Annotated in this window: 19 protein-coding genes; 3 read left to right on the plus strand and 16 right to left on the minus strand. The window is 68.8% G+C overall.

Annotated features, from left to right (window positions below):
• Positions 1-11 precede the first annotated feature (11 nt).
• The 10 genes from flgK to flgB all read right to left on the minus strand — a co-directional run bounded on the left by flgK (position 12) and on the right by flgB (position 9,827).
• Positions 12-1,907, minus strand: coding sequence for a flagellar hook-associated protein FlgK (flgK, locus tag F1599_RS22275; protein WP_150084620.1), 1,896 nt, complete (start codon positions 1,905-1,907; stop codon positions 12-14).
• A 230-nt stretch (positions 1,908-2,137) separates the two neighbouring features.
• Entirely contained in the window at positions 2,138-3,142 is a 1,005-nt protein-coding gene (gene flgJ, locus F1599_RS22280; RefSeq protein WP_149319463.1) for a flagellar assembly peptidoglycan hydrolase FlgJ, read from the minus strand.
• Between the two features lie 16 nt (positions 3,143-3,158).
• Positions 3,159-4,340, minus strand: a complete 1,182-nt coding sequence (locus F1599_RS22285) for a flagellar basal body P-ring protein FlgI (RefSeq protein ID WP_223819819.1) — start codon at positions 4,338-4,340, stop codon at positions 3,159-3,161.
• Between the two features lie 8 nt (positions 4,341-4,348).
• Positions 4,349-5,038, minus strand: a complete 690-nt coding sequence (flgH, locus tag F1599_RS22290) for a flagellar basal body L-ring protein FlgH (RefSeq protein WP_149319607.1) — start codon at positions 5,036-5,038, stop codon at positions 4,349-4,351.
• 11 nt (positions 5,039-5,049) lie between these two features.
• The gene (gene flgG, locus F1599_RS22295) at positions 5,050-5,835 is read right to left on the minus strand and encodes a flagellar basal-body rod protein FlgG (protein ID WP_023264122.1); all 786 of its coding nucleotides are present in this window, start codon (positions 5,833-5,835) and stop codon (positions 5,050-5,052) included.
• Positions 5,836-5,920: 85 nt separating this feature from the next.
• On the minus strand, positions 5,921-6,664 hold the full coding sequence (gene flgF, locus F1599_RS22300; protein ID WP_006579130.1) for a flagellar basal-body rod protein FlgF: 744 nt from the start codon (positions 6,662-6,664) through the stop codon (positions 5,921-5,923).
• A gap of 83 nt (positions 6,665-6,747) precedes the next feature.
• Positions 6,748-8,208 carry a flagellar hook protein FlgE gene (locus tag F1599_RS22305; protein WP_150084621.1) on the minus strand — a complete coding sequence of 487 codons (1,461 nt, stop codon included), beginning with the start codon at positions 8,206-8,208 and terminating at the stop codon, positions 6,748-6,750.
• Positions 8,209-8,298: 90 nt separating this feature from the next.
• On the minus strand, positions 8,299-8,961 hold the full coding sequence (gene flgD / locus F1599_RS22310; RefSeq protein WP_149319461.1) for a flagellar hook assembly protein FlgD: 663 nt from the start codon (positions 8,959-8,961) through the stop codon (positions 8,299-8,301).
• Positions 8,962-9,004: 43 nt separating this feature from the next.
• Entirely contained in the window at positions 9,005-9,412 is a 408-nt protein-coding gene (gene flgC / locus F1599_RS22315; RefSeq protein ID WP_006579133.1) for a flagellar basal body rod protein FlgC, read from the minus strand.
• Positions 9,413-9,419: 7 nt separating this feature from the next.
• Positions 9,420-9,827: a flagellar basal body rod protein FlgB gene (gene flgB / locus F1599_RS22320; protein ID WP_149319460.1), complete on the minus strand. Its 408-nt coding sequence runs from the start codon at positions 9,825-9,827 to the stop codon at positions 9,420-9,422.
• A gap of 318 nt (positions 9,828-10,145) precedes the next feature.
• On the opposite strand from flgB, the gene flgA reads away from it, so the two are divergent.
• The 3 genes from flgA (at position 10,146) to F1599_RS22335 (ending at position 11,934) form a co-directional block, all read left to right on the plus strand.
• Complete coding sequence (gene flgA / locus F1599_RS22325; protein ID WP_223819820.1) at positions 10,146-10,961, plus strand: flagellar basal body P-ring formation chaperone FlgA; 816 nt, start codon at positions 10,146-10,148, stop codon at positions 10,959-10,961.
• Between the two features lie 100 nt (positions 10,962-11,061).
• Positions 11,062-11,370, plus strand: a complete 309-nt coding sequence (flgM, locus tag F1599_RS22330; protein ID WP_149319459.1) for a flagellar biosynthesis anti-sigma factor FlgM — start codon at positions 11,062-11,064, stop codon at positions 11,368-11,370.
• A 105-nt stretch (positions 11,371-11,475) separates the two neighbouring features.
• A complete protein-coding gene (locus F1599_RS22335) occupies positions 11,476-11,934 on the plus strand; it encodes a flagella synthesis protein FlgN (protein ID WP_150084622.1) in 459 nt (152 codons plus the stop codon).
• 16 nt (positions 11,935-11,950) lie between these two features.
• Here the strand turns inward: F1599_RS22335 and F1599_RS22340 are convergent, their stop codons facing one another.
• The 6 genes from F1599_RS22340 to flhF all read right to left on the minus strand — a co-directional run bounded on the left by F1599_RS22340 (position 11,951) and on the right by flhF (position 18,991).
• Positions 11,951-12,931, minus strand: coding sequence for a lysylphosphatidylglycerol synthase domain-containing protein (locus F1599_RS22340; protein WP_223819821.1), 981 nt, complete (start codon positions 12,929-12,931; stop codon positions 11,951-11,953).
• A complete protein-coding gene (clsB, locus tag F1599_RS22345) occupies positions 12,932-14,143 on the minus strand; it encodes a cardiolipin synthase ClsB (RefSeq protein WP_150084623.1) in 1,212 nt (403 codons plus the stop codon).
• Between the two features lie 141 nt (positions 14,144-14,284).
• A complete protein-coding gene (locus F1599_RS22350; protein ID WP_370639593.1) occupies positions 14,285-14,689 on the minus strand; it encodes a flagellar protein FlhE in 405 nt (134 codons plus the stop codon).
• Positions 14,690-14,799: 110 nt separating this feature from the next.
• Positions 14,800-15,516, minus strand: a complete 717-nt coding sequence (locus F1599_RS22355) for an RNA polymerase sigma factor FliA (RefSeq protein ID WP_053824398.1) — start codon at positions 15,514-15,516, stop codon at positions 14,800-14,802.
• 19 nt (positions 15,517-15,535) lie between these two features.
• Positions 15,536-16,381 carry a P-loop NTPase family protein gene (locus F1599_RS22360; protein ID WP_150084624.1) on the minus strand — a complete coding sequence of 282 codons (846 nt, stop codon included), beginning with the start codon at positions 16,379-16,381 and terminating at the stop codon, positions 15,536-15,538.
• A gap of 6 nt (positions 16,382-16,387) precedes the next feature.
• Complete coding sequence (flhF, locus tag F1599_RS22365; protein WP_150084625.1) at positions 16,388-18,991, minus strand: flagellar biosynthesis protein FlhF; 2,604 nt, start codon at positions 18,989-18,991, stop codon at positions 16,388-16,390.
• Positions 18,992-19,368: the final 377 nt, after the last annotated feature.

The following is a 19,368-nucleotide window of genomic DNA, read 5'->3' on the forward strand; positions in this document are numbered from 1 at the left end:
CGGGCGGCCCGTCAGCGGATATTGATGATGGCGTCGAACAGCGACGAGGCGGTCTGGATCACCTGGGCGCTCGCCTGATAGAGCTGCTGGAAGCGCAGCAGGTTGACGGTTTCCTCGTCCATGTTGACGCCGGAGACCGACTGCTGGGCGGTACGCACCTGCGTCGTGATGCTGTTCTGCGAGGTCGATGCGATATTGATCGACTTGGTGCGGCTGCCGATGTCGTTGACCAGCTGGGCGTAGGCGTCATTGAAGCTCGACACGCCGTTGATGGTCTTGGCGGTCTGCAGCTTGGCCAGCACCAGCGCATTGCCGTTGTCGGACGAGCCGCCGACATTGGAGCCGATGGTGAAGCTGTCGCCGACCTTGGGCGCGCCGTCGAAGCTGACCGTCACGCCGTCGAACGTATATTCGACCGCGCTGCCGTTGGTCACCGGGCCGGCGTCCGGCGTCACCGGATTGCCGGCGGCGTCGGCGAACGTATAGGCGGTGCCGTCGAAGGTCGCCACGATCTTCGAGGGCGGCACGTTGAAGCCCTGCGCGACGTTGCTGACCTTGGCGGTGCCCGTGCCGACATTGGAGGCGCTGCTTTCGGCCAGCACCGGCGAGGCGGCGGCGACCTTGGCGGGATCGGTGATGATCAGGTCGAACGAACCCGCGACATTGCGGGTCGGCTGGATCTGGAAGCTGTCGCCGGCGCCCATGGTGCCGCCGACCGTGATGCTCAGGCCGTCGGCCGTGAAGGTCGGGCCGGCGCCGCTGGCGACCACCTCGTTGTCGGACATCCGCACCAGGCTGTAGCTGGTGCCGTCGTACGTCACCGTGTAGTCGCTGGTGGTCAGCGCGGTCGCATCGGCAATCGTGGCGGCAACGGTACCGGTGCCGGTATTGCGGGTGTTGCCGATCACCGTCGGCGAGCCCAGCGCGAACATGTCGCCGCCGATCTGGCCCTTCAGGTCCATGCCGAGGCGGTGCTGCGCGTTGAAGGTCTGGCCGATCGCCAGCGACAGGCAGCCGATCGCGTTTTGCGCGGCGTCGAGCGTCTCGCTGCGGAACTGCATCAGGCCGCCGATGCTGCCGCCGCTGAAGAGCGTGTCATCCATCTCGATCGCGGTACCGTCCGGCAGCGTATAGGCGATGCCCATGCGCGACGGGTCGGCCGACGAACGCACGGCCTTCAGGTCGTACGAGTTGGCGCCGACCACCAGCGGCTGGCCGTTGCCGACGAACACGTTGTAGCTGCCGCCGTCCTGCGCGACCACCTTGACGCCGACGACCTTGTTCATCTGCGCGATGACCTCGTCGCGCTGGTCCAGCAGGTCGTTGGGGGGTTGGCCGCCGCTGGCCGCGGTGGCCTTGGCGATTTCGCTGTTCAACGAGGCGATCTGCTTGGCATAGGCGTTCACCTGCGTGACCGAGCTCTGGATCTCGCTGTTGATGCCTTCCTGCTGGTTCTGGAAGTACGAGGCCGCGGAACGCAGCTGGCCGGCCAGCGACTGAGCGGCGTTCAGCATGTTCTGGCGCACCGCGGTATCGCCCGGCTTGTCGGCCACGCCCTGCACCGCGGCGAAGAATTTCTGCATCAGCGGCGCGATGCCGCCCTTCTGGTCGGCCAGCAGGCTGTCGATCTGGCTGATCTGTTCCGAGTACGTCGCCAGATGGGCGCTCGACGTTTCGGCGCTGCGCAGCTGGCTGGTCAGGAATTCGTCGTAGACCCGCATCACCGTGGTGGTGGTCGAGCCCTGGCCGAAGAAGCCCTGGCTGGTGTACTGCCCGCCCGACGAGGCGATGATGGTGTTCTGGCGCGTGTAACCGGCGGTCGCCGCGTTGCTGACGTTGTGGCCGATGGTCGTCAGCGCGTTCTGTGCCGTGTTCAGGCCGGACAGGCCGATATTGAAGAGAGACATGCACTAGCCCCGGATTCTGTTGGTCGCCATGGCCGCGCGATGCAGTCGCGACCGTGGCGGTGGATGAGGGTGGTAACGGCAGTTTGGGCGGCGGACTTTAGGGATCGGAGCTCGCTTTTTGGACCTGGCGGCACAGTGGCCGTCACTTGCCCTCTCCCCCGCCGCTCTCCCGCGGACGGGAGAGCGGCGAGAACCGGTGGCGGCCTTCGGCCGGGCACCGGCGGCCGGCCTTAGACCGGCACCTTCTTCATGATCCGGACCAGCTTGGCGCCGTACTCGGGATCGGTGGCATAGCCGGCGCGCTGCAGGCCGTGGGCGGCTTCCTCGGCCGAGCCGGCCGATACCACGCCGGCATAGCGCGGATTGTTCGCGAGCAGCCGCGCGTAGTCGGAGAAGGCTTCCTCGTACGAGCCATAGGCGCGGAACTTCGCCTTGATCTTCTGCGGCTGGCCGTCGACGTATTCGGTGGTGGTGATCTCGGCGACCGGACCCTTCCAGTTCGCACCGGCCTTGATGCCGAACACATTGTGGGTCGTGCTGCCGTCCGCATGCGTGATCTCGCGGCGGCCCCAGCCGGATTCGAGCGCGGCCTGGCCAAGGATCAGCCGTGCCGGCACGCCGCTGGCGCGCGAGGCGGTCACGGCGGGCCCGGCCATGCGGCTGACGAAGGCGCTGATATGGGCGGGCGTGTCCTCGGGCATCGCCGCGCCGCCCTGCCACTGGCCGGTCTGCTGCGCCTGATACTGGCGCAGGCCAGCGGTGGGATTCCAGTTGCCGCCGGGCACCACGGTGCCGGCGCGCGGCACCTGCTCGTCGTCGCCGGCGGCTGCGGTGCTGCGTCCGTCCAGCAGAGGACCGAGCGTGCCGGCCACCTCGTCCATGCGGCTGGCGGCGGTGGCCTCCGGCGGCAGCGGCTGGCCGCTGGCACGCGCCAGCTGGCGCGCCATGACTTCGGCCAGGCCAATGCCCTTGGACGACAGGTGCTGGGCCAGCTGCTGGTCCAGCATCGACATATAGAGCTTGGTCTGCTCGTTGTCGAACAGTCCGTCCTGCGGCGTCGCCTCGCGCATGCTCTTGAGCACCATCTGCGTGAAGACGGCCTCGAACTGCCTGGCGGCCGCCTTCAGCGTGTCGGCGCTGCCGTCGCGCGCGCTCTGCTTCAGCGCTTCGAATCCCTGCGTGTCGAGCGCGAAGCGCTGCGACAGATCGGCTTGAGCGTGGATCGGTTGGCTCATGCGATGGCCCGTGCGATCAGATGATTTCGAGCTCGGCGCGCAGCGCGCCCGCCGCCCGCATCGCTTCCAGGATGGTCTGCAGATCGGCCGGTGTCGCGCCCAGCGAGTTCAGGCCGCGCACCACCGCCGACAGCGAGGCGCCGGCGCGCACCAGCTGCAGCGAGCCGCCGTCGCGCTTCAGGTTGATCTCGGAGACCGGCGCCACCACGGTTTCGCCGCCGCTGAACGGGGCCGGCTGGCTGATCACCGGCTGCGTATTGATGACCACCGACAGGTTGCCGTGCGCGATCGCGCAGTCCTGCACGGTGACGTCCTGGTTCATCACGATCGAGCCGGTGCGGGCGTTCAGGATGACCTTGGCCGCGGCACGGGCCGGCGTGACGTCGATGTTCTCGATGCGCGCCAGCATCGCCACGCGCTGCGACGAGGCCTGCGGCACGCGCACCTGCACCACGCGCGCGTCGAGCGCGCTCGCCACGCCGCCGCCCAGATTGCGGTTGATCGCCTCGACTACGCGCTCGGCGGTGCCGTAGTCCGAGCTCTTGAGCTCGAGCGTCAGCACGCCGTTGTCCGCCTGGAACGCCGGGACCGCGCGTTCGACGATGGCGCCGTTGGCGATGCGGCCGACCGCCAGCTGGTTGATTTGCACCTTGCTGCCGTTGGCGGACGCGCCCGCGCCGCCAACCAGCAGATTGCCCTGCGCGATCGCATAGACCTGGCCGTCGGCGCCCTTGAGCGGCGTCATCAACAGCGTGCCGCCGCGCAGGCTCTTGGCATTGCCCATCGACGACACCACGATGTCGATCTGGCTGCCCGGCTGTGCGAACGGCGGCAGCGTCGCGGTCACCATCACCGCGGCCACGTTCTTGAGCTGCATGTTGCGGCCGGCCGGCAACGTGATGCCCAGCTGCGACAGCATGTTGCTCAGGCTCTGCGTGGTGAACGGCGTCTGCATGGTCTGGTCGCCGGTGTTGTCCAGACCGACCACCAGGCCGTAGCCGACCAGCGGGTTGTCGCGCACGCCCTGGATGGTGGCCAGGTTCTTCAGGCGCTCGGCATGGGCCGCGCCTGCCGGCAGCAGCAGGCCGAGCGCGAGCGCAAGCGCCAGCGCGAGCAGCGGCAGGAAGCCCGGCGTCGAGATGCCGGGACGGCTGGAGCGGAAACTACCGCGGAGGCAAACAGCCAGGCGCAAAGACATGACGCGATTCAGAACGGTGAAACGTTGAGGAAGAAGCGCTGCAGCCAACCCATGTTCTGCGCTTCGTCGATATAGCCCTTGGCGGTGTATTCGATGCGCGCGTCGGCCACCTGGGTCGACGGCACCGCGTTGTCGCCGGTGATCGTGCGGGGATTGACCACGCCCGAGAAGCGGATGAATTCCGCGCCCTGGTTGATGGCCATCTGCTTCTCGCCGGAGACCACCAGGTTGCCGTTGGCCAGCACCTCGATCACGGTGACCGTAATGGTGCCGTTGAAGGTATTGGCCGCGCTGGAACCGCCGCTGGAGCGGATCCCGTTCTCGCCGCTCATGTTGGCGTTCTGGCTGGCGCCGAACAGGCCGCCGAGCGCGCGGGGCACCGCGTCGAAGGCCAGCGCCGCGTTGCTGGTGCGCGAGGCGTTGGTGCCCGAGTTCTTCGACGCGTTGACGTTCTCGCTGATCACGATGGTCAGGATGTCGCCGACATTGCGCGGGCGGCGATCCTCGAACAGCGGGTTGCCGGCGTAGGAGTTCTGATAGATCGAGCCGGTCGGCGCGATCGTCGGCCGCTGTTCGGCCCGGGCCGTGGTCGGCATCTGCACCAGCGGCTCGCGCGGCACCAGCGCGCAGCCGGTGACCAGCAGCGGCCCGAGAATGCAGGCCAGACGGCAGGCCGACCGGCCCAGACGGAACAGCATGGCGTTCATGTTCAACCCAGTTGAGTCAGGCGTTGCAGCATCTGGTCGGACGTCTGTACGGCCTTGCTGTTGATTTCGTAGGCGCGCTGGGTCTGGATCATGCTGACCAGCTCCTCGACCACGTTGACGTTCGACGCTTCGACGTAGTTCTGCTGCAGAATGCCGGCGCCGTTCAGGCCGGGCACGGTCGGGTTCGGTGCGCCGGACGCGTCGGTCTGCACGTACAGGTTCTCGCCCAGGCTTTCCAGACCGGTCGGGTTCATGAAGGTCGCCAGTTGCAGCTGGCCAACCTGCACGTTGTTCGCATTGCCCGGTTGCGTCACCGACACGGTGCCGTCTCGCGCGATCGTCAGCGAGGTCGAGTTGGCCGGGATGGCGATGGCCGGCTCGATCACGAAGCCGCTGGCGGTCACCAGCTGGCCGTTCTGATCGACCTGGAACGAGCCGTCGCGGGTGTACGCGGTGGTGCCGTCCGGCAGCGTGACCTGGAAGAAGCCCTGGCCGATGATGGCCACGTCCTTGGCATTGCCGGTCTGCTGCGGATTGCCCTGCGTGTGGATGCGCTCGGTGGCGACCGGACGCACGCCGGTACCGAGCTGCAGGCCCGACGGCAGCGTGGTCTGGTCGGACGACAGCGCGCCCGGCTGGCGGATGGTCTGGTACATCAGTTCCTCGAACACCGCGCGGCTGCGCTTGAAGCCCGTGGTCGACACGTTGGCCAGGTTGTTCGAGATCACGTCCATCTGCGTTTGCTGCGCATCGAGGCCGGTCTTCGCAATCCAGAGAGAGCGGTTCATGGTGTTCCTTGGTGGCGGGCACGCGCGGCGGCGTGCCCTGTCGATTCATTGGTGGGCGCCTGGCGTGGGCGCTCAGGGCGGGCGATCAGCGGTTCGACAGCAGCGCGTTGGCGCGCTGCTCGTTGGCGTCGGCGCCCTGGATCATCTTGATCTGCATCTCGAAGCGGCGCGCGTTGGCGATCATGTCGACCATCGCCTCGACCGGATTGACGTTGCTGCCTTCCAGCGCGCCGGCGATCACGCGCACGGTCTGGTCGGTCTCCAGCGGCGCGGCGCCCGGCCGCAGCCGGAACAGGCCGTCGTCGCCGCGCGCGATCGCATCGGGCGGCGGATTGACCAGCCGCAGCCGGCCCACCTGCGCGAGGCCATTGGCGGTCTCGCCGGGGCCGCGCGCGGTGATGGTGCCGTCGTTGCCGATGGTCACCGTCGAGCCGGGCGGCACCGCGATCGGGCCGCCGTCGCCGAGCACCTGCAGGCCGTTCGAGGTCAGCAGCTGGCCGTCCGGGCCCACCTGCAGCGAGCCGGCGCGGGTATAACCCTCCGCGCCGTCGCGCCCCTGCACCGCCAGCCAGCCGTTGCCCTTGATCGCGATATCGAGCGGACGCTCGGTATAGGTCAGCGGTCCGGCCTTCATGTCGGCGCCAGGTGTGCTGGCCAGCGTGAAGGCGCGGGTGGGCGTCTCCTGCCCGACCACCGGCACCGCGCGGAACATGTTGACCTGCGCGCGAAAGCCCGTGGTCGACACGTTGGCCAGGTTGTTGGCCACCGCGGCCTGCTGGTCCAGCGTCTGTTTGGCGCCCGACAGGGCGGTGTAGATCAGGCGGTCCATCTGCGATTCCTATCCAATGCTTGCGGCCACTGCTGCGGCTTTCCGTGGTTGCGCGGTGATGCCGATCATGCCGATCATGCCGATCAGATGTTGACCAGCGTCTGCAGCACCTGGTCCTGCGCCTGGATGGTCTGCGCGTTGGCCTGGTAGTTGCGCTGGGCAATGATCAGGTTGACCAGCTGGCCGGACAGGTCGACGTTCGAAGCCTCGACCGCGTTCGATTGCAGCTGGCCCATGCTGCCGCCCGGCGAGCCGAGCAGCGGCTGGCCCGAGGCGCCGGTGGCGCTCCAGACGTTGTCGCCTTCGGGCTTCAGCCCTTCGACGTTGCCGAACGAAGCCATCACGACCTGGCCCAGCGCCTGGGTTTCCTCGTTCGAGTAGCTGCCCAGGATGGTGCCGTCGGCTTCGATCGAGAAGCCCAGCAGCGCGCCCGTGGTATAGCCGTTCTGCACGATCGACTTCGGATCGTTGTCGTCGCCGAACTGCGTGGTGCCGGCCAGATCGAGTTGGATGTTCATCGCGGCGGCGCCGCCCACCCCGGGAACGGTTACGGGAATCGTCGCACCGGCAGCGGGCGTGGTCAGGGCGCCGTTCAGGTTGAACACCATCTCATTGGGACCGGACAGTTGGGCGCCGGTACTGTCCGTTACGTAGACATCCCAGCGCGTGCCATTGGCACCGGTCGGTCCTTTCACGAAATACGCGGTGACCTGCTTGGCATTGCCCAGCGAGTCGAACACCTCGATCGTGCTGCTGTAGTCGAAAGTCCCCGCCGCAGGGGGATTACCGGCCGAGGTGGTGAAGTTGGAGGTGAGCGGGTCCACGGTGAAGCTGTCGCCCGGGTTCATTCCCGCGCCGGCGGTCAACGTCAGGCCGTCGATCGTGAAATTCGCGCCGGGCTGCGTCACTGTCTGCCCATCGGAACGGGTCAGCGTGTAATTTGTGCCGTCAAAGGACACTTGATACGTGAAGTCCTCCAGCGCCGTAGCGTCGGAAACAGCGACCTGCACCGAACCGGAACCCGTATTTGCGGCGTTTGCCGTCACGCTCGGATTGCGCGACGCGGCACGCGAATCCAGGTTGTACTGCGCGGTGATGCGGTCGGTGGCCTTCGGCGCCATCTGGGCGTTCGACACCACCAGCGGTTGCGGCTGCACGCCACCGCCCGGCTGCACGCCGGCGGGGTAGCCGGTCAGCTGCAGGCCTTGCGCATTGGTGATGCGGCCGTCGTCGGTGCGCAGGAACTGGCCGTTGCGCGAGAAGAAGACCGAACCGTCGGTGCCGACCATGCGGAAGAAGCCGTTGCCGCCGGTGATCGCCACGTCAAGCGAGCGGCCGCTCGCCTCGATATTGCCCTGCGTGAACGACTGCACCACCGAGTTCACACGCGTGCCCAGGCCGACCTTCGAGCCGGCGTACACGTCGGCGAACTGCGCGGTCGATTGCTTGAAGCCGACGGTGTTCGCGTTGGCGATGTTGTTGCCGATCACGTCCAGATTCTGTGCCGCGGCATTGATGCCGCTGACTCCTTGACCGAAACCCATGATTTCCCCTTGTTACGCGTCGTACGAAGTTGCCCGCGCCGGCGCCGATGGCACCGCCGCGCTGGCGTTCTGTTGAATACCGATTACCGATTAAAGAATCTTGCGGACGTCGTCGACCAGCGCGGTATGACCGCCACCGATATCGACCAGCACGCCATTGGCGTCGCCGCTGATGGCCTGCACCTTGCCGTAGACAAGCGCCACCGGCTCCACGCTCTTGCCGTCCGCGGTCGCGCTGACCTTGAACGTGTATTCGCCGTCCGGCACGGTGCCGCCGGCGTTGTTCTTGCCGTCCCAGGTCACGTCGTGCACGCCGGCGGTCTGGCCCTTCAGGTCGATGGTGCGCACCACGTTGCCGTCCTTGTCGAGCACGTCGACGGTGACCGCGTCGGCGGTGGCCGGCAGGTCGATGCCGAACTGACTCGGCTTGCCGCCGGAAACCGCGACTTCCTTGCCCGGTACCATCACCGTGCGGCCGATCAGCGCGGCCGAGTCCATCGCACGGCCGGCGCTCACCTGGGCCAGCAGCTGGCCCAGCGTCGCGTTCATCGTCTGCATGCTGCTGACCGTGCTGATCTGCGCGAGCTGCGAGGTCAGCTGCGAGTTGTCCATCGGCTTGAGCGGATCCTGGTTGTTCATCTGCGTGACGAGCATCTTCAGGAAGTTGTTCTGCAGGTCGGCGGCGCTGGACGCGCTGTTGGCCAGCTGATTCGACGCGCTGTTGTTGTTGCTGACGGGTGGCGTGGTGGTCATCGTTGGTCCCGTTGGTCCGGTTGGTCCCGTTGATATGGCGGAATCACTGACCGATGGTCAGCGTCTTGAGCATCATGTTCTTGGCGGAGTTCAACACCTCGACATTGGCCTGGTAGGACCGCGACGCCGAAATCATGTTGACCATCTCCTCCACCGGATTGACGTTGGGCATCACCACATAGCCGTCGGCGTTGGCCAGCGGATGGGTGGGGTTGTGCACCATGCGGGGCGGCGACGGATCTTCCATCACGCCACGCACCTGCACGCCGCCGATGTCGGCCTGGCCCGGCGTCGGCGCGAGGCCGAACACGACCTGCTTGGCGCGATACGGCTGGCCGTTGGGTGCCACTGCGCTGTCCGCGTTGGCCAGGTTCGAGGCCGTGACGTTCATGCGCTGCGACTGCGCGGCCATCGCCGAGCCCGTCACGTCGAAGATATTCATTGCCGGCATGGTTTCCTCACGACTGGATGGCGGACAACATGCCCTTGATCTTCGCGTTCATCACCGTCAGGCCGAACTCGTACTTGACCGCGTTGTCGGCGAAGGCCACCCGTTCGGTGTCCATTTCGACGGTGTTGCCGTCGATGCTCGATTGCATCGGAATGCGGTACGCCAGTTCGAACTCGCTGGCGACCGAGGCCTGGCCCGGCAGATGGCGCGTCGACGTGGTCGACAGCGACACGCCGTTGGCCTGCCGCCCCCGCTCGACCGATTCGGACAGCTGGCTGGCAAAGTCGAAGTCGCGGGCCTTGAAGCCCGGCGTATCGGCATTGGCGATATTGGCGGCGATTACCGATTGCCGCTGATTGCGCAAGTTCAACGCTTCCTGCTGGAAACGGAACGACGCATCGAGTCTGTCGATCATGTCCGTATCTCGCTATCTCTCGCTATCGAGGAACGTGTGACGAAACCACGCGCCCCTGCGTCGGCAAAGGCGTGAGGGCGGCCGGGAATGGACCCGGCCTTCTTTACGGGTGCCATCTTAGGTGGCGGGTGGCCAGTGCAATCGGACGAATAGGACGGGGAAATCTGCGCATTTCGGGCCGAGGGCGCGCGGGCCCCTGCCTACAATGGGGTCTCGTTGCCGGGCTCATCGCGTCTACACGCGCCCCACACGCGCTACGCGCGTGCCTGCGCCCGGCTTCCCCGTTTTCCTTTTCGCTCCGCCTGCCGGGATCACGCCATGTCCAGCTCGCCCCGCTGCTCGCTCCGTCGCTCGCACCATCGCTCGAACCGATCGGCACCGGCCCGCCTCGCCTTGCTGGCGCTCTGCGCGGCGCTGCATTGCACCGCCGCGCTGGCGGCGACCGCCACGACGACGCCCGTGCCGTCCGCACCGTCCGCACCGTCCGCGCCGCCGCACGCTGCGCAGCCGTCGCCGTTCACCGACGATCCGGTGCGCGTCGCGGTCGAGCAGTTCCTGCTGCGCGAGACCGCCGGGCTGCCGGGCAAGGCCAGCATCCAGGTGGTGCCGCCGTCGGGCGGGCGCGCGCGCGAATGCGTGTCGCCGCAGCCGTTCCTGCCGGGCGGCGCGGCGGCCTGGGGCCGCGTCTCGGTCGGCGTGCGCTGCGGCGGCGAGCGGCCGTGGACACGCTACGTCCAGGCGCGCGTCTCGGTGGTGGCCGATTACTATGTCGCCGCGCATGCGCTGGCGCCCGGCCAGCCGATCGGTCCGGCCGACCTGGAACAGCGCCAGGGCGATCTGGCCGGCCTGCCGCGCGCGGTCGTCACCGACCCGGCCCAGCTCGAAGGCGCGGTCACGGCCAACCGGATCGCCGCCGGCTCGCCGCTGCGGATGGACATGGTCAGGAAGGCGATCGCGGTCAAGCAGGGCCAGATGGTCTCGGTGACCATCGAAGGCGAGGCCTTCCAGATCCGCAGCGAGGGCAAGATCCTGGCCGACGCCGCCGCGGGCAATACCGTGCAGGTGCGGCTCAAGAGCGGCCAGGTGGTCAACGGGCTGGTCCGGGACGCGGACACGGTGGTGCTGCAGCAATAGCCCCCGAAGCCCCCGACTTCGTTACAGCGTGTCACAATTCGCGTCCTAAAGTTTGGCGACCCTGCGCCGTTAAGCTGAGCAAACCCAGCAAGGACATCCCGTGAAGATCCACCAATCGACTCTGCCGCGCACCGGCGAAGGTGCCGCTGAAAGCACTGGACGCACCGCGTCGAGCCCCGTTGCGGGCGCCGCACCGGCCGCGGGCGGCCTGACCATGAGCCCGCTGGGCACCCAGGTTCGCGATATCGGCACGCGCCTCGCCCATGAGGCCGACGGCGATATCGACCAGGCCAAGGTGGACGAGATCCGCCAGGCCATCGCCGAGGGCCGCCTGAAGATGGACCCCAGCAAGATCGCCGACGGTCTGCTGGCCACGCTGCGCGAACTGACGCAGGACAACGGCCGCTGAGCAGGCATCGATATCGCGTTGATCCTGCGTCGATCCTGCGTTCGATCCCGATATCCGCGCCGCCCGGCCCCCGATTCCCCACCGACTTCCTTCGACTTCGCGCCCATGAGCCAAGCCCTGATCGCCAGCATGCAGCACGAAACGCAAGCCATCGCGGCCTTTGTCGATGCCCTGCAGCAGGAACGGAACGCGATTCGCACCGGCGACTTCCAGTCGCTGGGCGAGCTGGTGCAGCACAAGCAGGAACTGGCACAGCAGATCGCCCAGCTGGGCACCGCGCGCCAGGCGCAGATGGCCGCGCTCGGCATTCGCGTGGGCGGCGGCCGGCAGCTGGTGGGACTGCATATCGACGAAGGCGTCGCCACCGCGTGGCGCACGCTGGTGCTGACCGCGCGCGGCGCGGCCGAGGCCAATGCGCTGAGCGGGGCCGTGGTGTCCGCGCATCTGGAATACACGCAGGACGCGCTGCAGACGCTGCGCCAGCGCGGCGACACGGCGACGGTCTACGGCCGCAACGGCCGCGCGCAAGCCGGCCCGCGCGGCGTCAGCCTGGCCAGCGGCTAAAGCGTCCGCCCTTCCCTCACGCGGTCGGCTCGACCGTGCTGGCGCGCCGTCCGCGCGCCTCCAGCAGGAAATATCCCACCGTCGCCGGCAGCATCGGCAACAGGTAGTACATCGCCCGATAGGCCAGCAGCGCCGCCAGCAGTGCGTGGTGCGGGACGCGGTCGCCCAGCAGCACCACGAACACGGTCTCGAGCACGCCCAGGCCCGCCGGGATATGGGCCACCGCCCCGGCGATGCTGCCGATCAGCACCACGCCCAGCACCACCAGCAGCGGCACCGACGACGGCAGCAGGGTCTGGATGATGGCCGAGATGGTCAGCCAGTTGGTGATCGACAGCGCGCACTGCATCACCGCGAAGCGCAGCGGCGGCAGATGGAAGGCATGCCCGCGTACCGTCCAGCGGCGCCGCCTGGCCTTGGCGCAGGCGACCAGATACGCGGCGACCACGCCCAGCAGCGCAAATCCGGCGATCTGCAGCAACGTGGCATTGAGCCCCCATTCGACCGGCAGCACCACCGTGCGGGCGGCCAGCACCGCGCCGAGCAGCGCCAGATAGCCGATCCAGTTGCTGACCACGCCGATGGTATAGACCGAGGCGATCTGTGCGCCCGACAGTCCCGCCCCCGAATAGAGCCGGTAGCGAATGCCGAGGCCGCCGACCAGCGCGCCCAGGTTCAGGTTGAAGGCATAGCTGACGAAGGCAATCACCAGCACGCGCGGCGACGACAGCCGATGCCGCGCATACCAGCGGCCCAGCAGGTCGAACGCCGAATGCCAGAAATAGCTGAGCATCACCAGCAGCACCGCCGGCGTCAGCGTGCGGTAGTCGTATTCCTGCAGCGTGACCCAGACCTCGGCCCATTCGACCTCGGCCAGCTTCCTGACCACCAGCACCACCACCAGCGCCACGAAGGCGATGCCGAGTATGCGGCGCACCTGCGCCCAGCGGCTGCGCCGCCGTGCTCCCGTGGGATGACTCGCCTGTCTTGCCGTCATCTATTCGGCGCCCCGCTTCAGGATGGGAAATCGCCAGGGCCGGCGCGGGGGCTCGGCGGTGGCCACCACCAGCTTCGGCGTGTGCGCCGGCAGCCAGCCGGCCCACGCGGGGAAGCGGCGCAGGAAGTGGAACATCAGCGTGGTGGCCGCCAGTTGCAGCGGCGCGCGCGGCGTCTCGCGATCGGGCGGGATCTCGCGGCAGGCATTGGCCATCAGCGTGTCGAGGTTGGCGCGCAACTCGCGCGCGAAGCCGGCGTCGCGGATCACCAGATTGGCCTCGAGATTCAGCGACAGGCTCAGCGGATCCAGGTTGCTGGAGCCGACGGTGGACCAGTCGCGGTCGATCACGGCGACCTTGCCGTGCAACGGCCGCTCGCAATACTCGAAGATGCGCACGCCGGCGTCCTGCAGATGGGCGTACAGCATGTCGGCCATGCGCTTGACCCACAGCATGTCGGGATTGCCCTGCAGGATCAGTCGCACGTCGACGCCGCGCTGCGCCGCCTCGCAAATCGCATGTAGCAGGCGATAGCCGGGCAGGAAGTAGGCGTTGGCGATCACCACCTGATGCCGCGCGGCGCGGATCGCCTGCAGGTACTCCCATTCGATGTCGGTCGGATGCGCGTCGTTGTCGCGCGTGACAAGCCAGGCGGCCATGTTGCCGGCCGGCGGCGCGGGCGGTACGGAGGGCACGTCGACATCGCCCGGCGGCAGCGTCTGCACGAGGAAGCGATGCACCTCGGCGGCGGCCGGCCCTTCGACCTCGACCGCATAGTCCTGCTTGGCCTGCGGGCCGTGATCGGTCAGGTGCTGCGCGGAGAAGTTGATGCCGCCGATGAAGGCGATGCGCCCGTCGATCGCGACCAGCTTGCGATGCAGCCGGCGGAACAGATTGGTCCGCACGCCCAGCAGCCGCCGGCGCGGCGCGAAGATATGGAAGCGCACGCCGGCCGCGACCATGCCGGAGACGAACTCCGGCGGCAGATCGGGCGAGCCGTAGCCGTCGACGGTGATCGCCACATGCACACCGCGGCTGGCCGCGGCGATCAAGGCCTCGCGCAGCGCCACGCCGACGCGGTCGTCGAACAGGATGAAGGTTTCCAGCAGGACGCTGGTCTGCGCGGCGGCGATCACGGCAAACACACGCGGGAAATATTCGTCGCCGTTTTCCAGCAGGCGGATGCGATTACCGCTGGTTCGGTTGGGGCTCATTTCGATGTCTCGCTGCCATATTCTCGGTAGGCAACAAGCACATTCAATGCCACCCGTTCGGGGCCGGCAAGAACATCGCAAATCACATCGTCATGACGGCGACTTCGAGGTCACCTTGCCGCGTCCCCGCGGCCCCCGCCATCAGCGATAACTGACCGTGACCTGGCTGGCCTGGCCTTGCAGCACGGGGGTCAGCGGGCCCTGTCCCGGTATGCGGAACGCGAACACAAAGCCCTTGTCGGCGTCGTCGCCGCGGAAGGCATCGGTCTTGCCTTCGGCCCCGGGCAGCAGCACGCAGCGATTGGCATTACAGAGATAGGCTTGCAGATTTGGCGGTGGCACACGCGCAAAACGGTAACGCCAGCGCACCGCGGTGATCACGCCTTCGGACTGCGTCAGATAGCCGCTGGGCAGGATAGGCGCCGACAAGGCGCGCACGCCGCGGCCATGCAGCGCGGGCGCCACCACCGAGGCGGTCCAGGCATGGCGCGACTCGCCGCCGAAGTTGGTGTGGATCAGCGGCGAGGCGGCGACGGGGGCCGCCATCATCATCGCCACCGTCGCCGCGGCCACCGTTGCAACCGCCACCATCGGGCGGGAGATCGGGCGCCGCAGCGCGCGGCACCACCGGACCGGGCGAGCTGGCATGCGATCCATCACAGCAGCCCGCGCAACTGGCTGCGCAGCCGGTTGATCGCCTGGCTGCGGATCTGGCACACGCGCGACTCCGTGACCTCGAGCACCGCGCCGATCTCGCGCAGGTTCAGCTCCTGGTCGTAGCACAGCGACAACACCAGCTTCTCGCGTTCGGGCAAGCGCTCGATCGCGCGGATCAGCGCGCCGCGCATGCCGCTCTCCATCAGCAGCGTCAGCGGATTGCCGTCCTCGCTGACGGTCAGGTGGCGATCGAGGAAATCCTCCTCGCCGGAGCGCTCGAAATCCTCGTAGTGCAGCAGCTGGCAGCCATAGACCTCGTTGAGCATGCTCTGGTATTCGTCCAGCGGCATCTCCAGTTCTTCGGCGACCTCGGAGTCCAGCGGCGTGCGGCCGAGCTTCTGCTCCAGCGCGCGCACGGTCCGCTCGATCCGGCGCGTCGACTGGCGCAGGCTGCGGGACTGCCAGTCGTTGGCGCGCACCTCGTCGAGCATCGCGCCGCGGATACGCTGGCTGGCGTAGGTTTCGAAGCGCGCGCCGTGGGTGTCTTCGTAGCGGCGGGCGGCGTCGAGCAGGCCGATCATGCCGGCCTGGATCAGGTCGTCCAGTTGCACGCTGGCCGGCAGCTTCGCCGCCAGTTGCAGGGCAATGCGCCGTACCAGCGGCGCATGGGTCTGGACGGTGTCGGTCTGTTCGAGCTTTCCCTGGATCGTGTACATGGTGGAATTCTCGCGAGTGCTAGCAGGCCATCGCCGATGCGGGCGGCGCGGCGCCGGCGGCAGCAGTCGCTGCGCCCGGCGCGCCCGCAGCGGGCATCGGTTCGGGATCGGGTGAAAGAGGCCAGCCAGCGATGCTGGCGGCAAGTCGGCGCAGCATGGCGGTGGCCGGCGCGCCAGGGAAGGCATCGACGACGCCGCGCGAGAGCGCCGTGCCGCGCGCGACCAGCGGGTCGGCCGGCAGCACGCCGGCGCAGCGCGCCTGCACGCCCAGGTACTGGCCCGCGGTGCGCGCCAGATTGCCGGCGATCGCCATCGCCGACGCTTCGCTGGCGGCGCCATTGACGACCAGTTCGAACTGCCGGCAGGCATAGCGGTGATGCAGCCGCTTGATGCAGGCATACGCCGCGGTCAGCGATTCGCGTTCGGGCCGCATCACCACCACCAGGTTGTGCGCGGCGCCGGAGAAGCGCGACAGCGCGCCATCGGCGCCGAGCCGCGCATCGCTGACGACGGTGCGAAAGCCCTGCAGCGCCTGCAGCGCGCCCCACGCCGACGCATCGCCGGGCAGCAGCGCCGGCATGCCGGCTTCGCGGCGCCCCACCGCGGCCTCGGCCGCGATGGCGCCGGCGAGCACCTGGGCCAGCGTGCCCGACGGCGAAGCGCCGGCAAGGCGCGTGGCGCGCGCGTGCGCCAGGTCTTCATCGACCAGCAGCACGCGCTCGCCCTGCAACGCCAGCGCATGGGCCAGCCCCAGCGCGACCGTGGTCGCACCGGCGCCGGGCTCGCAACCCAGCACGGCGATACGGCGGGTGGCGCGCGGCGCCAGCATGCGGCGCAGGCTTTCGGCCTGATCGACGGCGAGCATGTTGGGTCAGTCTCCGAGCGCGGCCAGGTCGAACCTGGCCGACGCGTTGGCTTGCGCGCCCGCGCCCGTCTGCGTCATCCGTTGCGCCAGATGCTGGGCGGATTCCGGCAAGGCCGGCGTCGCCAGCATCGGTTCCGTGGTGGCATGCCTGGCGGCCGAAGTGGCGGCCGAAGTGGCAGCCGAAGTGGCAGCCGAAGTGACGGCAGTGGTGGCGGCGGTAGTCACGGCGTCCGTGGGGGCGTTGTTGACGGCGATGGCGTCAAGCCCCGCCTTCTTCTCGTTCGCCACCGCATTGGACGCTGGCGCGGCGTTGCGGCCCGGGAAGTTCTCCAGCACGTCGAGCAAGGCCAGCAGGCGGCCCAGGCCTTCGAGCAGCGCGGCGGCGCCCGGCGCCGCGTCCCTGGCGGCGGCGCGGCCGGCCAGACCGGCCAGGCAATCGATCGCCGCCGCGGCCGGCGCATGGGCCAGCCGCAAGGCGGTCATGCCGGCCTGCAGCGCGACCAGCGCGTCGACGTCGAACACTTGCGGCGAGGTGCCGGCCGGGCGGCCGAGATGATCCAGCGCATGGCGCAGCGTGCGGCATTGCAGCGCCGCGGCATCGCCCCAGCGCGCCCACTGGGCGAGCTGCGCGCCGGCCCCGGCCAGCGCCGGATCGGCCAGCAGATAGTCGACGGCCAGCGTCTGCCCGCTGTCGCGCTCGATGGTACGCACTGCCAGCAGTACGGCATCGATGCCCCCTTTGCTGGTGGCGCCGCGCGCCGCGCGCGCCTGCCCTTCGACCACGCGCACCCGGGTCTGCGCCATCCATTGCACCGCGTCGCGGTCGCGCCAGCGCAGTTCGGCCTGCGCGTGGAAGGTCAGCGTGTCGGCCAGCGCGTCCAGCTTCCATGCCGTGCCATCGCACAGCACGCGCGCGCTCTTGCGCGCGGACGCCAGCCAGCGCTCGCCGCTCGACTGCCAGCGTTGCAGCGTGGCGCCGGCCGGCATCGTGTCGAGCAGATGGACGACGGTACGGCGCGCGGCCAGCGCGGCGCGCCAGTGGGCCATCTCGGCGTCCCAGCCGCCGGCCTGCTGCGCGCGCGCCAGCGGCGTCACGGTGGCCATCAGCGGCATGCCGTCGCGATCGCCAAGCCACAGCGTGTGTTGCCACGGCTGCGGCGCGCGCCGGCCCGGCACCGCGCAGGGCAGCGTCACCGAGGCGGACAGCACGAAGTGTTCGCAATGCCGGCTTGCGTCCTGGCAGATCGCATCGCGGACCTGGCGTACCAGCGGACGCAGCTCGGCCTGCGCGGCGCGGCTCGCCCACAGCTCGCGCAGCAGCGCAAAGCCATAGGAGCCGTCGCGCAGCGCGTTGACGCAGGCGCCCACGGCATGGCCGCTGTCGGCGATCGAGCGCAGCACGTCGTGCGCTTCGTTGCTCGCGCCCCGGCCCGCATCGGCGGCGTCGTCCGCACCTTGGGCAGCCAGCGCACGCCGTGCGGCCTGCGCGTCGGCGAACACCGAACCGCGCCGCGGCATCAGGAAGGCGCGCTCGACCAGCGCGTCGCCGCGCGCCAGTTCCAAATGTTCGGGCACGCGCTGGCCGGTCGAGGCGTAGAACACCGGCAGCCGATGCCGGATCACGACATCGAGCACCGAACCCAGATGGGTGGCCTCGTCGAGCTTGCTGATGATGCAGCCGTCGATGCCGGCGCCCGGCGCGGCGTCGTGGCGGTAGGCGTGCACCACCTCGTTGAGCGTATCGCCGTGGCTGGCGCCGTTGAGCAGCAGCACGCGCTGCACCGGCGCGGGCGCGCCCGCCAGCATCGCGATCTGCTCGGACAGGTTGCGGTCGCGCTGGCTCATGCCGACGGTATCGATGATGACCAGATGCTTCTGCGACAGCGCGCCCAGCGCGAGGCGCAGGTCGGACGCGTCCTTGACCGCATGCACCGGCACGCCAAGGATGTCGCCATAGATGCGCAGCTGCTCGTGCGCGCCGATACGGAAGGTGTCGGTGGTCAGCAGCGCCAGCTTGTCGGCGCCGTGCTTGAGCACGAAGCGCGCGGCCAGCTTGGCGGTGGTGGTGGTCTTGCCGACCCCGGTGGGCCCGACCAGCGCCAGCACGCCGCCCTGGCCGAACAGCGCGTCCTCGTCGGCCAGTACCGGCACCTTGCTGGCGATCTCCTGGCGGATCCAGCCCATCGCGGCCGGACGGTCGTAGCCGGCCGGCAGCCGCGCCAGCAGCGTGCGCGCCAGTTGCGCGGAAAAGCCCGCGCCGACCAGCCATTCGAACAGCGACTCGCGCAGCGGATCGGCGGCGGCGGCCGGCACGGCGGGAACCGCGATGCCCGACAGTTGCCGCTCGATCAGCGCGCGCATCGATTGCAGTTCGCCGCGGATGCCGTCGATGTCTTCCGCGGCCGCGACCTGGATCGGCTCGCGCACCGGCGGCTGGAACCGGGGCGCGCTGTCGGAGATCGCACCGAGATCGGTATCGCGCATCGCCACGATTTCCACGCCGCCGTCGACGGTGCGGTTGGACAGCACCACGGCGTCCGGCCCCATGGCTTCGCGCACCTGGCGCAAGGCTTCGCGGCCGGTGGCCGCCACAAATTTGGCTACGCTCATGTCTTACGACCCTTGATTCAGTGGGTTCCCGCGGCAACGCCGGTATGGCAACGATTCCGATCTTCCGGTGGTCCGGCTCCGGTACGGTGGGCCGGAACAACGTCTTGCGCGGCGGCCATGTGCCCGCCGGCAAGCAAGCGGTTCGGATCGAGGTGAAAGGTCGGCCGTCCCGCTTTCCCTGCGCCGGTGTTTCGGTGCACCGGCGAATCGGCGGCCGTGGGGCGACTCTCGTGTGGTCGCCGCGCGCCGCTCGGCGAAGCGGCAGCCTGCCCCTTCGACGTCTCGATTATCCGAGCGGGGGCATGGCGCTATTAGGGCGAATAGGCGGGGGATTGCGGCGCTATTTGGACGATGACGGTGCCGCCGGCCGGGCGAAT

The sequence above is a fragment of the Cupriavidus cauae genome (assembly GCF_008632125.1).
Classification (GTDB): Bacteria; Pseudomonadota; Gammaproteobacteria; order Burkholderiales; family Burkholderiaceae; genus Cupriavidus; species Cupriavidus cauae.